This is a genomic window from Albibacterium bauzanense (assembly GCF_004339765.1).
GTDB lineage: Bacteria > Bacteroidota > Bacteroidia > Sphingobacteriales > Sphingobacteriaceae > Albibacterium > Albibacterium bauzanense.
In genome coordinates, this window is sequence record NZ_SMGO01000003.1 from 94144 (window position 1) to 107513 (window position 13370).

11 protein-coding genes are annotated in these 13370 nt (G+C 36.2%); 6 read left to right on the forward strand and 5 right to left on the reverse strand.

Annotated elements, in window-relative coordinates:
- Positions 1-99: 99 nt before the first annotated feature.
- Both htpG and C8N28_RS11750 read right to left on the reverse strand, forming a co-directional pair.
- Positions 100-1989, reverse strand: coding sequence for a molecular chaperone HtpG (gene htpG, locus C8N28_RS11745; RefSeq protein WP_132225151.1), 1890 nt, complete (start codon positions 1987-1989; stop codon positions 100-102).
- 317 nt (positions 1990-2306) lie between these two features.
- Positions 2307-3350, reverse strand: coding sequence for a porin (locus C8N28_RS11750; RefSeq protein ID WP_132225153.1), 1044 nt, complete (start codon positions 3348-3350; stop codon positions 2307-2309).
- A 672-nt stretch (positions 3351-4022) separates the two neighbouring features.
- On the opposite strand from C8N28_RS11750, the gene C8N28_RS11755 reads away from it, so the two are divergent.
- The 6 genes from C8N28_RS11755 to C8N28_RS11780 all read left to right on the forward strand — a co-directional run bounded on the left by C8N28_RS11755 (position 4023) and on the right by C8N28_RS11780 (position 10741).
- Positions 4023-4850 (forward strand): prephenate dehydratase, encoded by an 828-nt coding sequence (locus tag C8N28_RS11755; RefSeq protein WP_132225155.1) that lies wholly within the window; start codon positions 4023-4025, stop codon positions 4848-4850.
- Between the two features lie 46 nt (positions 4851-4896).
- Positions 4897-6003: a chorismate mutase gene (locus C8N28_RS11760; RefSeq protein WP_132225157.1), complete on the forward strand. Its 1107-nt coding sequence runs from the start codon at positions 4897-4899 to the stop codon at positions 6001-6003.
- Entirely contained in the window at positions 6004-7254 is a 1251-nt protein-coding gene (locus C8N28_RS11765; RefSeq protein WP_132225159.1) for a 3-phosphoshikimate 1-carboxyvinyltransferase, read from the forward strand.
- A 22-nt stretch (positions 7255-7276) separates the two neighbouring features.
- Positions 7277-8371, forward strand: coding sequence for a chorismate synthase (gene aroC / locus C8N28_RS11770; protein WP_132225161.1), 1095 nt, complete (start codon positions 7277-7279; stop codon positions 8369-8371).
- An 89-nt stretch (positions 8372-8460) separates the two neighbouring features.
- Positions 8461-9690: an MFS transporter gene (locus C8N28_RS11775; RefSeq protein WP_132225163.1), complete on the forward strand. Its 1230-nt coding sequence runs from the start codon at positions 8461-8463 to the stop codon at positions 9688-9690.
- Positions 9691-9787: 97 nt separating this feature from the next.
- Positions 9788-10741, forward strand: coding sequence for an aldo/keto reductase (locus C8N28_RS11780; RefSeq protein WP_132225165.1), 954 nt, complete (start codon positions 9788-9790; stop codon positions 10739-10741).
- A gap of 2 nt (positions 10742-10743) precedes the next feature.
- Here C8N28_RS11780 and C8N28_RS11785 read toward each other — a convergent pair whose 3' ends face one another.
- Genes C8N28_RS11785 through mqnE form a run of 3 tightly spaced genes read right to left on the reverse strand, consistent with a single transcriptional unit; the run spans position 10744 to position 13347 of the window.
- Positions 10744-11484 carry a menaquinone biosynthetic enzyme MqnA/MqnD family protein gene (locus tag C8N28_RS11785; protein WP_132225167.1) on the reverse strand — a complete coding sequence of 247 codons (741 nt, stop codon included), beginning with the start codon at positions 11482-11484 and terminating at the stop codon, positions 10744-10746.
- A gap of 1 nt (position 11485) precedes the next feature.
- On the reverse strand, positions 11486-12112 hold the full coding sequence (locus C8N28_RS11790) for a histidine phosphatase family protein (RefSeq protein ID WP_132225169.1): 627 nt from the start codon (positions 12110-12112) through the stop codon (positions 11486-11488).
- Between the two features lie 26 nt (positions 12113-12138).
- Complete coding sequence (gene mqnE / locus C8N28_RS11795) at positions 12139-13347, reverse strand: aminofutalosine synthase MqnE (protein ID WP_132225171.1); 1209 nt, start codon at positions 13345-13347, stop codon at positions 12139-12141.
- Positions 13348-13370 lie beyond the last annotated feature (23 nt).

Below are 13370 nucleotides of genomic sequence, written 5' to 3' on the forward strand. Positions count from 1 at the left end.
CATCCTGTTCCGTCATCCTAGCTAAACCCATTTAATACCAAATAAAAAAAGCAGTTACACAAAGGTGTAACTGCTTTTTTTATGCTTTAATATATTATTCTATATCAAACTAACACTGCGTTTAACAAAGTCGGTTAATTCAGAACCGGTAAGTAACCCTCTGCTTAACAATGCTAAATCAAAAGCTTGTTTCGCTAGTTTCTCTTTATTAGCTTCATCCTTTTCTTCTAAAATACGCTTAATCAACGGGTGATTACCATTTACAGTTACCTTGTAATTATCAGGCAAGCTTCCATAAAAGCCCATTCCTCCTCCACCGTTCTGTGCCATTTCTTTCATCCGGCGCATAAACTCATCCATGGTAACAGTAACAGGCATTGCATCTTCTTTTAAAGCTGTAATTTCTACCTGGTAGGTTTCTTTATGAATAGTTTTCTCAAAAATCGACTTAACCGAAGCGCTCTCTTCTTCTGTTAATGTTAGTTTCTGATCGTTATCTTCCTTTTTGATTAACTGATCAATAACATCTGAGTCAACTCTTTTCAACGAAGTCTTTTCTACTTTCGACTCTAAGAAACCAACAAAATGGCTATCAATCGGCGAATCAAATACAAGCACATCATAACCTTTATCTTTGGCAGATGCGATAAAGCTATCTTGGTTGGCTGTATCTGTACTGTATAAATATACTACCTGACCTTCTTTTTCATTCTGAATATCCTTCACCTTGGCAGCATATTCTTTCAATGTAAAGTATTCGTTTTCTGTATTCTTAACCAGGCAGAAATCAGTTGCTTTTTCAGCAAACTTATCATCGGTTAACATTCCGTATTTTACAAATACACCAATGTCGTTCCATTTTTCTTCAAAACCTTTACGATCTGTCTTAAACAGTTCACTTAGCTTATCGGCTACTTTTCTGGTAATATAAGTGTTGATCTTCTTTACATTACTATCTGCCTGTAGGAAGCTTCGTGATACGTTTAACGGAATATCCGGCGAATCAATTACACCATGCAATAACATTAGAAATTCAGGTACGATATCCTTTATCTCGTCTGTAATAAATACCTGACGGGAATAAAGCTTAATCTTGTTTTTCTGAATATCAAGCTCATTCTTAATTTTCGGGAAGTAAAGTATTCCTGTTAAATTAAACGGATAGTCTACATTTAAATGGATCCAGAATAATGGATCTTCAGCAAATGGGTATAATTCACGATAAAAAGCAAGGTAATCTTCATCCTTCAATTCGGATGGTGCTTTTATCCATGCAGGTGAAGTATTATTAATAATATTATCAACCTCTACGCTTTTATATTTTGGTTTACCTTCTTCATCTTCTCCATCAGGTTCAGATGTCGTTCTTGTACCAAATTTAATTGGAACTGGTAAGAACTTACCATATTTTGTTAATATCTCTTCTAAACGCGATTTGTTTAAAAACTCTTCCGAATCAGCGTTAACATGTAAGATAATATCCGTACCTCTTTCTGTTCTATTTCCCTCTGATATTTCAAATGAAGTACTTCCATCACATTCCCATTTTACCGGCTCTGCACCCTCTTGATACGATAAAGATTGAATTTCTACCAAGTCTGCAACCATAAAAGCAGAATAGAAACCAAGTCCGAAACGTCCTATGATCTCATTAGCATCTTTAGCCTCCTTAAACTTCTCTACAAACTCCTCGGCACCCGAAAAAGCAATCTGATTGATATATTTTTTTACTTCTTCAGCAGTCATCCCAATTCCACGATCTGAAATTGTAATGGTCTTAGCTTTTTCATCCAATGAAACGCTTACAGTGATATCACCTACCTCTCCGCTTATTTTACCCAAAGAAGATAAGCGTTTTAATTTTTGAGTAGCATCAACTGCATTGGAAACCAACTCTCGCAAGAAAATCTCATTATCTGAGTACAGAAACTTTTTAATTACCGGAAATATATTCTCGGTATGGATAGAAATATTACCTTTTTCTTTCATATTGAATCTTATAAATTTTAGTCTATCTCCTGTTAATCAATGAATGTTCCAATTCTAATCTATAGCTATTTAAAGATATAAATCAGTCACTATGACAGTTATAAACTGCCACCAGGGACTACTTTTCAAATCATTCTTGTTTCTCTTCTCAAATATAAGACGTTCATATCTCGATTTACTTGAACAAGGATCAAACAGGGTTCAAACAGGGACCAAACAGGGGCAAAACAGTCATATTTCCCTTGTTTGGTCCCTGTTTGAACCTAGCTTAATCCTTATTTATCTAATGCAAAGACTAAAGCAATATATTTTAAAAATTAAAAAGCGTAAACAGCAGCTAAAGAAAACTGAGATGCATTTTTTGTAGCAGCATTTGAAGAATCAAAAAAGGCAGAGTCTGAATTATTATCAAACCGTACTTCAGGAATCAATGTTAGTGGTCCGGCATGAACATTTGCTGATAAAGTAAAGGCCAGAGTTTTTGCTCCTTCAACATTAACAGCATCTTCCATAACATCTTTACGTTTAAAATATTCTCCACGTACACCCAATGATACAGTTTCAGAAAAAGCTTGTTGAACGTAAAGCGCTCCGCCAGAATAACCTCCGGCATCGTTAGATGCACTGTAATCTGCAGCATTCAAACCCAATTTTAACCCACTAGCCATTTCGTACGAAGTAGTTAAATCATAGATCGTTCCGGATGGATATCCAGTTAAGAAATTGAGGTAAGCATTCAAACCTTCTACAGGAGCTAAAGAAAGCTGTGCACCAAAATCAGAAACTCCATTAAAATCCTGGTATACATTCCAATCATTAAAAAGCCCGACCATCAACCCTACTTTATCATTGAAGGCGTATTTAGCTTTGATACCTGCATTTTGGAACGGTCCGGATGAAAAGAGGTACGATGTAGAATAGTTAAAATTACCTGTAGGCGAGATAATTTCATATCCTATAAAGGTTCCCATATAACCTGCAGTCATTGAAAACTGATCAGTAAACTGATAGTTTACATATAAATTCTGGATATGGAAACTATTACCATCTTCGCTGTTAGGAATAGAACCACTTAATAATCCAGCATTTTGCCCTCTGGGGCCAAAGGACAAATCGCCAACAAAAGAAGCCTTTCCTACTTTCTTCTGTGCAATCAGGTTAATCATTCCCAATGAAATCGAATTTTGCTCATTTGCGAAATAGGTAGGAATATTAGAAGACCCATCCTCAGTTTTATACTTTGAGAAATCGTATTTGTAATAGGTGTCTACAGAACCAGAGATTTGTAGCTTTTCATCATCTTGTGCATAAAGGTTGCCAACAAGTAGAGAAATCAAAACAAGGAGGAGCATTTTTTTCATTTTTTCTATTTTTTAAGGTTAATCATTAATATATTTCATACTATTTCTTAGTAATGATGTAAAATTATTAAAAAATATCCTTAAAAAACAAATTATTTATATAATATTTCTATTTATACATAACAAATATTTAAATAAGCCACTATTTACACAATAAAATATCATATATACGTTAATATTATAAACTATTTATACATTTAAACGAACATATAATTACAATACTCAATTATAAGTAGAAATTTATAGTTATATAATAAGAAATTACTAGACAATATCTTAATATTTGGATAAAATACAACCAAATTAGGCTACAAAACACCAAAACACTTAAAAGAAACCAACCAAAAGGATTGTATTTCAGAAATAATGAAGATTAAAACATAAAAACAGAACAAACAAAATCATTCCAGCATATTAAACAGAACATTCTATTGATATTCTGATTCGTAAAAAGGTATCTGCATTCATGTATGTGAAATTATTTTACATTTTTTGTTGATAAAATGAATTTCTTTTGTACTTTTGGCAATACAATGAAGCAAACAACAGCATATTGGTATTTTGGTTTCTTTTACTTTAGCAGTAACAGCCGGGATTGATATGCATATATAAAAGATAAAATGTATAAAAAGTCTCGGTAAACCCCGGGGCTTTTTTTTTGACAAAAAAACAATGGATAAAATACGCGTAGCCATACAAGGAACGAAGGCCTCCTTTCATGAAGAAGCCGCTTTTAAATATTTCGGAGAGGATATCGAAACAATTGAATGCGATTCTTTTAAAGCAACCTGCGATGCGTTAAAGCAAAAAAAAGCAGATTATGTTGTAATGGCTATCGAAAATTCAATAGCCGGAAGTTTGCTGCCGAACTATAATTTGCTTCAAGAATACCGCTTTCCTATTATAGGCGAAGTTTACTTAGGTATCCAGCTGCATTTAATGGCTTTACCGGGGATTACATTAGAACAAATAAAGTTTGTAGAATCACACCCCATTGCTCTGCGTCAATGTGCTGATTTTTTTGAAGAACATCCGGATATTAAGGTAAGCGAAGGAATGGATACGGCAGCCTGCGCAAAAAAAATTAGTGAAAATAAATTAACTGATACGGCAGCTGTAGCCAATGCATTGGCAGCTAAGATATATGGATTAGAAATCCTTGACCGTAGAATCGAAACGAATAAAAAGAACTATACTCGTTTTTTGATTCTTGCAGCTAAGCCTGGAGAAAATCCCAATGCCAATAAAGCATCCATATCTTTCCAGACTGACAACTCTATTGGATCTTTAGCAAAAGTATTGAACTATTTCGCTGAACATCAAATCAATATGAGCAAAATTCAATCAATGCCAGTACTAGGAAAAAGAAATGAATACATCTTCCATGTTGATTTTGAATGGAAGAAGCTTTCAGACTATGAAGCAGCCATCCGAAAAACATTGAAACACACGGTGAACTTCAATATTTTAGGAGAGTATCAGAAAAACGAAAAAGTATAAAATATAGCTAACAAGAATAATCAATAAGAATTTAACAATAAAAAAAATGAAACTTAATTTAAACATCGTACCTCTAAGCTCTTGGTTAAATACAGGTAAAGAACCTTTAATTATATCAGGACCTTGCAGTGCTGAAACAGAAGAACAACTGTTAGCTACTGCACATTTATTGGCAGCAACAGGTAAAGTATCTGTTTTGCGTGCCGGGATCTGGAAACCACGTACTCGTCCGGGTGAGTTTGAAGGAATCGGGAGCATTGGTTTAGAATGGTTAAAGCGTGCAAAAGAAGAAACAGGATTGCCTACAGCTGTTGAGGTTGCTACTGCAAAACATGTTGAAGAAGCTTTGGCAGCCGGTGTTGATATTTTATGGGTAGGTGCTAGAAGTACAGCTAATCCTTTCACTGTTCAGGAAATAGCAGATGCTTTAAAAGGTGTAGATATTCCTGTTTTAGTTAAAAACCCAATCAATCCTGATCTTGCATTATGGATTGGAGCTCTTGAGCGTATTAATAATGCTGGAATCACTAAAATAGGCGCTATTCACCGTGGTTTCTCTTCTTACGAAAAAACTTCTTTCCGTAATGAACCAATGTGGGATCTTGCTATCCAATTAAAAGCAATTGCACCAGAATTGCCAATGATCAATGACCCAAGCCATATTTGTGGTAACCGTGAGTTGATTCCTTACATCGCACAAAAAGCATTGGATTTAGATATGCAAGGTTTAATGATTGAATCTCATATCGATCCTTCGGTTGCATGGACAGATGCTAAACAACAATTAACTCCTGCTGCTCTTGCTGAATTGGCTGATAAATTAACACTTCGTAAAGCAGATTCTGACAACCCGGTTTTTGATGATCAACTAGCAACACTTCGTACAGAAATAGATAAGCTAGATACCTTGATTATCCAAAAAATTGGAGAACGCATGAAGATTGTTGAGAAAATCGGTACTTTCAAACGTGATAATAATGTAACTATTTTACAAATCACTCGTTGGGATGAAATCGTTGAAAAAAGAACTGCAATGGCAAGTGCTTTAAAGTTAGATAAAGACTTTACTGTTAAATTCTTAGAATTAGTTCATAATGAATCAATTCGCAAACAAAACGAAATCATGAACACAAAACCATCGGTAGAAGTTTAAATGGAAGCAAAAGATATCCGTTTAACAGCTTCTTCAAAAACGATTAAGGATACCATTCAGCTTACCGGATCTAAGAGCGAGAGCAATCGGGCTTTGATTATTCAGGCTTTAAGCAAAGGAAAGGTTGAAATTAAGAACTTATCAGAAGCTGCCGATACAGTTGCCTTAGAAGGCGCATTGCAACAAGCAAAAAATGCCGGAGATGCTGAGATCACAGTTGATATCGGCCCGGCAGGTACCGCCATGCGTTTTCTAAGTGCTTTTCTTCCATTAAATACAGGAAAATTTGTACTTACCGGAAGTGAACGAATGAAACAAAGACCTATTGGTATTCTATCAAATGCGATGAAGTCTTTGGGTGCACATATTGAATTTGTGGATAATGAGGGTTTCCCTCCTTTAAAAATAACAGGGCCTTTTGAGCAAAAATCGGCCGAAGTTACTGTAAAAGGAAACATCAGCAGTCAGTATTTATCGGCTTTGCTGTTAATATCCAACTCTCTTCCACAAGGGTTAAAGCTTAATATTGAAGGAGAATTAACCTCTCGTCCTTATGTCGAAATGACTTTGGACATGTTAAAGGAAACAGGGATCCAACACAGTTGGCAAGGAAATCAAATTCATATTGCTCCACAAACTCCGAAAGCGTCTACCCTATTTATAGAACCAGACTGGAGTGCTGCTTCCTATTGGTATTCTATAGTTGCTTTGGCTGAGGAAGCAGATATTTTACTGCCTGGATTAAAACCTTCAAGCCTACAGGGCGATCAGGAAATTAAAGATATTATGTTGGACTTTGGAGTTCTTTCGGTCTTTACCGCTGAAGGATTAAAACTTACCAAAGTAAAGGGAAGAAAATTAAAAGAAAGCTATAATCTTATCTCTTGTCCGGATCTTGCTCAAACTGTCATCGTTTGTTGCGCTGCATTAGGTTATGAAACATCATTTACCGGATTAGAAACGCTGAAGATAAAAGAGACAGATCGCATACTGGCTTTACAGAATGAATTGGCTAAATTTGGCGTAAGGCTTTATGAGGCAGAAAAAGAAACGTATCGAATAGATTGCAGTAAAAGATTTAATCCGGATACAATAACTATAAAAACTTACGAAGACCATCGCATGGCCATGGCTTTTGCCCCTCTTGCTTTGATCTTCAAGGAATTAATCATTGAAGAGCCGGAAGTAGTAGAAAAATCGTACCCATTATTCTGGAAGCATTTGGAACAAGTGGGTTTTAAAATCAATTAATTGAGAATAATCAAATAAGAAAATGGCAGGAAATTCTTTTGGTAAAGCTTTTAAGATTACCACCTTTGGTGAGTCGCACGGTAAAGCTATTGGTGTAATTATAGATGGTTGTCCTCCAAATGTTGAGGTTGATTTAGAGTTTATTCAGCAGGAGCTTGATAAACGCAAACCTGGCCAATCTAAAATTACTACTCAAAGAAAAGAGAGCGATACCTGCTCGATCCTATCGGGTATTTTTGAAGGTAAAACTACCGGAACGCCTATCATGCTTTTGATTCCAAATGAGGATCAACGTTCAAAAGATTATTCACATATTCAGGATAAATACAGACCCTCACACGCCGATTATACCTACCAGGTTAAATACGGAATTCGTGACTATCGGGGTGGCGGACGCTCTTCTGCAAGAGAAACAGCTGCAAGAGTTGCAGCCGGAGCTCTGGCTAAGCTATTCTTAAAGCAATATAATATTGAAATTTTCTCGCATGTTTCTGCTGTAGGAAAAATTCAAGCACCTAATCTAAGTAGCAACAATATCAAAGAATTACTGGCGATACGTGAAGAGAATATTGTGCGTTGTGCTGACCCTGCAACTGCTAAGGAAATGGAAAACTTTATTGGGGTGATCAAAAAAGAAGGCGATACAGTTGGTGGAAAGATAGCTACCGTTATTCAAAACGTTCCAGTAGGTTTAGGTGAGCCGGTTTTTGATAAACTACATGCCGATCTGGGAAAAGCGATGTTAAGCATTAATGCTGTTCACGGCTTTGAATACGGATCAGGTTTTGAAGGTTCAAGCATGCGCGGATCAGAGCATAATGATATATTTATCAATCCTGAACATTCAAATAAGGCTTTAAAAACCTTAACAAATTTTTCAGGCGGTATTCAAGGTGGTATTTCAAACGGAATGGATATCAACTTTAACGTAGCTTTTAAGCCGGTAGCAACCATTATGCGTGCTCAGAACACCATTGATCAGGAAGGAAACGATGTGGAAATTACAGGAAAAGGAAGACATGACCCTTGTGTGGTGCCTCGTGCAGTAATTATTGTAGAAGCTATGGCCGCATTGGTAATAGCCGATCATCTACTACGAAACAAAGCCTATCAATAAATTCATTATTTCTTTACACTTTAATGTATGAATTAAACCAATCTTTTTCATACTTTTGCATAGTGTATTAGTTACACTAAGTATTTGATATGAAAAAAGGATTATATGCATTATTACTCGGTGGTTTAGGAATAGGAATTACCGAATTTGTGATGATGGGTTTGTTACCCGACATTGCAAAAGATTTAGCTATTAGCATTCCTCAGGCAGGGCATTTAATTTCTGCTTATGCATTAGGTGTTGTAATTGGCGCTCCCCTATTAGTATTGATCGCAGGAAAGTACCCACCAAGAAATATATTGATTTTCTTGATGATCATGTTTACAGTTTTCAACGGACTATCTGCATTTGCTCCTGGCTATACAAGCTTGTTTATAAGTCGTTTATTGGCTGGATTACCACATGGAGCCTTCTTTGGTGTCGGTTCTGTAGTAGCAAGCCGAATAGCTCCTAAAGGTAAGGAAGCACAATCTATCGCCATCATGTTTGCCGGTTTAACCATAGCAAACATTGCCGGCGTACCGCTTGGCACTTATATTGGTCACCATTATTCATGGCGACTTTCGTTCGCTGTTATTGTTTTAGTGGGTCTTATTACTATAATAAGCTTAAAATACTGGATGCCAAATCTTCCTGCAAACAAAGAAAGCAGTCTTAAAACTCAATTAAACTTCTTTAAGAGTTCGAAATCATGGTTAATGATCCTTATGATTTCTATTGGTACAGGAGGTTTATTTGCATGGTATAGTTATATCGCTCCATTAATGACTGAAGTATCTGGCTTTTCAGCAAACTCAATTACTTATATATTAATGGTAGCTGGTTTTGGAATGTTACTTGGTAACTTCATAGGTGGTAGATTAGCTGACATCGTTTCGCCTGCTAAAGCATCTTTAATATTGCTTTCTACCATGGCTGTTACCTTGGTAATTGTATATTTCGTTTCTTTTAATCCTATTCTTTCTCTTGTTATGACTTTTGTAACCGGTGCAGTAGCATTTGCTTTAGCACCCTCTGTACAAATGTTAATGATTAATACAGCTAAAGGATCTGAAATGCTTGCAGCATCAACCAGTCAAGCAAGTTTTAACATCGGAAATGCATTAGGTGCTTTCTTAGGTGGTTTGCCATTAGCAGCAGGTTATGATTATACTTCTCCATCATTAGTGGGTGCATTAATGGCCTTAACGGGAGGTGTAGTAGCCTGGGTTATTGTAGTACAAAGCAGAACAGCTAAAGTAAAAGTAAGCCCTGTTAAAAAGGAAAAGAAAATACCTAGCATTGATTTCTTCAAAAAAAGTATAGCTCTTCAAAAGTAAGAGCTATATCATTTTTTAATCTTATTTTCGTCTACAGCATCATTATTGCTTAATTTTAATGTGAACATATTTTTGATTCCATTTTAATTAAGATATAATGAAGAAAAGAACGATAGGAAAATCTACTTTATCTGTTGCACCCATTGCTTTCGGGGCAAATGTTTTCGGATGGACGCTCAATGAAAAAGAATCTTTTAAGATTCTGGATGAGTTTGTTGACAATGGCTTTAACTTAATCGACACGGCCGATACCTACTCTACATGGGTTCCGGGAAATGTAGGTGGCGAATCTGAAACCATCATTGGCAACTGGATAAAACAAGGCAATAAGCGCGATCGCATTATTTTGGCTACTAAATTTGGTGGCGATATGGGTCAGGGTAAAAAAGACCTAAGTGCGAAATACATGAAGGAAGCTGTTGAGAAATCTCTTAAGCGCCTTCAAACAGACTATATTGACCTATACCAATCTCATTACGACGACTTAGAAACTCCGGTAGAGGAAACGATGGAGGCATTTAACCAATTGGTTAAAGATGGCAAAGTTCGATTCATTGGAGCCTCTAATTTAAGTGCAGAACGTATTGAAAGCTCTTTAAAGGTAAGCCAAGCAAACAATTGGGCTTCTTATGTATCCATTCAACCACTTTATAATTTATACGAGCGCGAGAAGTTTGAAACAGAATATGCTTTGCTGGTGAATAAATATGAGCTAGGGGTTCTTAACTACTACGCTCTGGCGAGTGGATTTCTAAGTGGAAAATACCGTGGCGAAAAAGATCTAAACTTGAGTGAGCGTGGCCCTGGAATAAAAAAATACTTAGGAAAACGTGGTTTTAAGATATTAAGTGCGCTGGATACTTTAGCCTTAAAATACAACGCCACTCAGGCTAGAATTGCTATTGCATGGCTACTTCATAAACCAGGAATAACTGCTCCTATAGCAAGTGCTACCAATACTGAGCAATTATTTGAATTGTTAAAAGCGGCAAGCTTGGATTTAAGCAAAGAAGATGTAGAATACCTGGATCAAGAAAGCGCCTGGCAATAATATTATTCTATCACCACTGCATTTAATTCATTAATGTAGTGGTGAAACAATTGAATAGCGTTTCTTTTCTCCAAGGTTAAATCGAAATCAATCGATTCTGTTAAGTATTTTCTCAAGTCAAAATTCTCAACCTTAGGCAACTCATCGATCAATTCATCGCGGTGATCCAAGCCATATTTCAATGTTTGGTTAAATAACTGGACAAAAGATTCAGGAATAGCCTTATTAGCAGCCCATACAGCATAGGCAAAAGGCAAGCCTGTAAAGTTAGTCCATGCCTCTCCTAAATCATAAGCATAAGGCTCTGACCCTACTTTTCCAAAAGTCCGATCACCTATAAGCACATAAGCATCTGCATTTTTATCTGTGCTTAATGTAATTGGTCTCTTCCAATAATTTTTCAATAAAACACGAGCAAGGTTATTAGAAGTACGTGAATGTGAATCTAAACGTAAAGTTTGAATCTCTTCAATCGGTTTTTTACTAAAAATAAAAACAGAAGTAACTGCACCCACAGAACCTATACAATAGTCTGCTATAATTTTATAATCAGGAATATCTAATAAAGCAGCAACCGGCACTAAACCAATATCAACCTTATTTTCAATCAATTTTTCTGCACAGATAGAAGGAATATCCAAACTGATATCACTGATTGCCAGTAACTCTTCATTCCGATTAATGCCATACATAAACGGGCTTGTATTGATATAAGATACGGCAGATATTTTTATTTTGTTCATGTTATCCTTCTAAATTAGTCAAATGATCTATGTTATAGAATAAATCAATTTTAAAATCAATTCCATCATAATCCACTTTATATAAAGCAGTATTTGTATGCGGAAAAGTATCCATGAATGAATAAGATTTATTAGTAAGCAAACAAAGCAACATCCGCATTGCACGGCCATGTGTACAAATCAGGATATTCTTATCTCCTTCTGTAATCTCGAGAATCTCTTTAATGGCATTTTTCTGGCGAATTTTCATCTCGTTAGGCGTCTCCCCCTCATCTACACAAACATCTAAATCACCATTGGTCCAACATTCAATTAACCGGTTAAATCCGGTCAAGATTTCTTCATCCTGATGTTTTCCTTCATATATTCCCCAACTAATCTCATCCAGGTCTGCAAGCTGAACCCATGGAATACCATCCTTAATAAAATTCTCTACAGTTTGATGTGTCCTTCTAAGAGTTGAGGTAATTATACGATCAAAAGGGATTTGGCGATAATTCTCATAAAACGCTTTTGCCTGTAAAATTCCATGTTCATTGAGCGGAGAGTTAACACCACGACCTTGTACAATACCCAATTTATTTAGGTCGGTTTGCCCGTGTCTTATAATGTAAAGTGATCTTTTCAAATTTAATTCGCTAAAGCCTATTGGGTTTATATTTTCTCTCCAATTACAGGAAGTGGATAATAACGTGCTTTCTTTTCATCTTCTTCCTCAAATACAACATCTTTATAATCTGTGATTACTTCGTATAAAGTATTACGTTCAATTGGATGGCGGCCTACATGACGAATCAGTTCAACAAGTTGCTGAGTGCTCATTTTCGGGGTTTGTTCTTCAGAGCCTGCCATAGAGTAAATTTTGGTTGTATCGTCTAACGTTCCATCAATATCATCTACACCAAAGCTTAAGGAAAGCTGTGCTGTATCGCGGCCTATCATAGCCCAATATGACTTAATATGATCAAAATTATCCAGGTAAATACGGCTTACTGCATAATTGCGAAGGTCTTCAATAACAGACACTTCGGGCACATAAGACATCTGATTATCTTTATTTCTAAATTTCAATGGAATAAAAGCCTGAAAACCACCTGTTTTATCTTGCAACTGACGCAGCCTTTCCATGTGGTCAATGCGGTGATGGTATTTCTCAATATGCCCGTATAGCATGGTAGCATTTGAGCGCATATCTAATTTATGTGCTTGTTCATGAATATCAAGCCATTGTTCTGCATTGCATTTATCAGCCGCAATCTGTTCTCTTATCTCCGGATGAAATATTTCTGCTCCTCCTCCAGGCATAGAATCCAGTCCTGCTTCTTTCATATACTTCATACCTTCATAATGGCTTAATTTCGCCTTCTTGAAAATATAATAGTACTCTACAGGAGTTAATGCCTTGATATGTAAGTTGGGTCTATGGGCTTTCGACTCACGAAAGAAAGAAGCATAAAATTCAAGATCTTGTTTGGGTACTACCCCACCTGTGATATGAACTTCTGTTACAGGTTCGTTATCATATTTACGCACGATATCCATCATGGCATCCACGTCCATCTCCCACCCTTCGTCTCTATTTTTTATAAGCCGTGAATAAGAACAGAATTTACAATCGTAAACGCATACATTGGTAGGCTCGATATGAAAGTTCCGATTAAAATAGGTGTAATTACCGTGCCTCTTTTCCCGAATATAATTAGCTAGAACTCCTAAATAACCCAGTTCACCTTTTTCAAATAGCAGAACACCTTCATCAAAACTAATTCGTTCTCCTTCAAGCACCTTACTTGCAATGGCTTTTAAACCTGCATCTAAACGTTCGTTCTCCAGTAAAAATTTAATCTTGCTTTCAGCATCCATACCCATATTCGTTTATGACAAAT

Coding starts and splice junctions, on each gene's coding strand:
- htpG (WP_132225151.1), bottom strand. CDS start 1,989: ATGAAAGAAAAAGGTAATATTTCTATCCATACCGAGAATATATTTCCG.
- C8N28_RS11750 (WP_132225153.1), bottom strand. CDS start 3,350: ATGAAAAAAATGCTCCTCCTTGTTTTGATTTCTCTACTTGTTGGCAAC.
- C8N28_RS11755 (WP_132225155.1), top strand. CDS start 4,023: ATGGATAAAATACGCGTAGCCATACAAGGAACGAAGGCCTCCTTTCAT.
- C8N28_RS11760 (WP_132225157.1), top strand. CDS start 4,897: ATGAAACTTAATTTAAACATCGTACCTCTAAGCTCTTGGTTAAATACA.
- C8N28_RS11765 (WP_132225159.1), top strand. CDS start 6,004: ATGGAAGCAAAAGATATCCGTTTAACAGCTTCTTCAAAAACGATTAAG.
- aroC (WP_132225161.1), top strand. CDS start 7,277: ATGGCAGGAAATTCTTTTGGTAAAGCTTTTAAGATTACCACCTTTGGT.
- C8N28_RS11775 (WP_132225163.1), top strand. CDS start 8,461: ATGAAAAAAGGATTATATGCATTATTACTCGGTGGTTTAGGAATAGGA.
- C8N28_RS11780 (WP_132225165.1), top strand. CDS start 9,788: ATGAAGAAAAGAACGATAGGAAAATCTACTTTATCTGTTGCACCCATT.
- C8N28_RS11785 (WP_132225167.1), bottom strand. CDS start 11,484: ATGAACAAAATAAAAATATCTGCCGTATCTTATATCAATACAAGCCCG.
- mqnE (WP_132225171.1), bottom strand. CDS start 13,347: ATGGATGCTGAAAGCAAGATTAAATTTTTACTGGAGAACGAACGTTTA.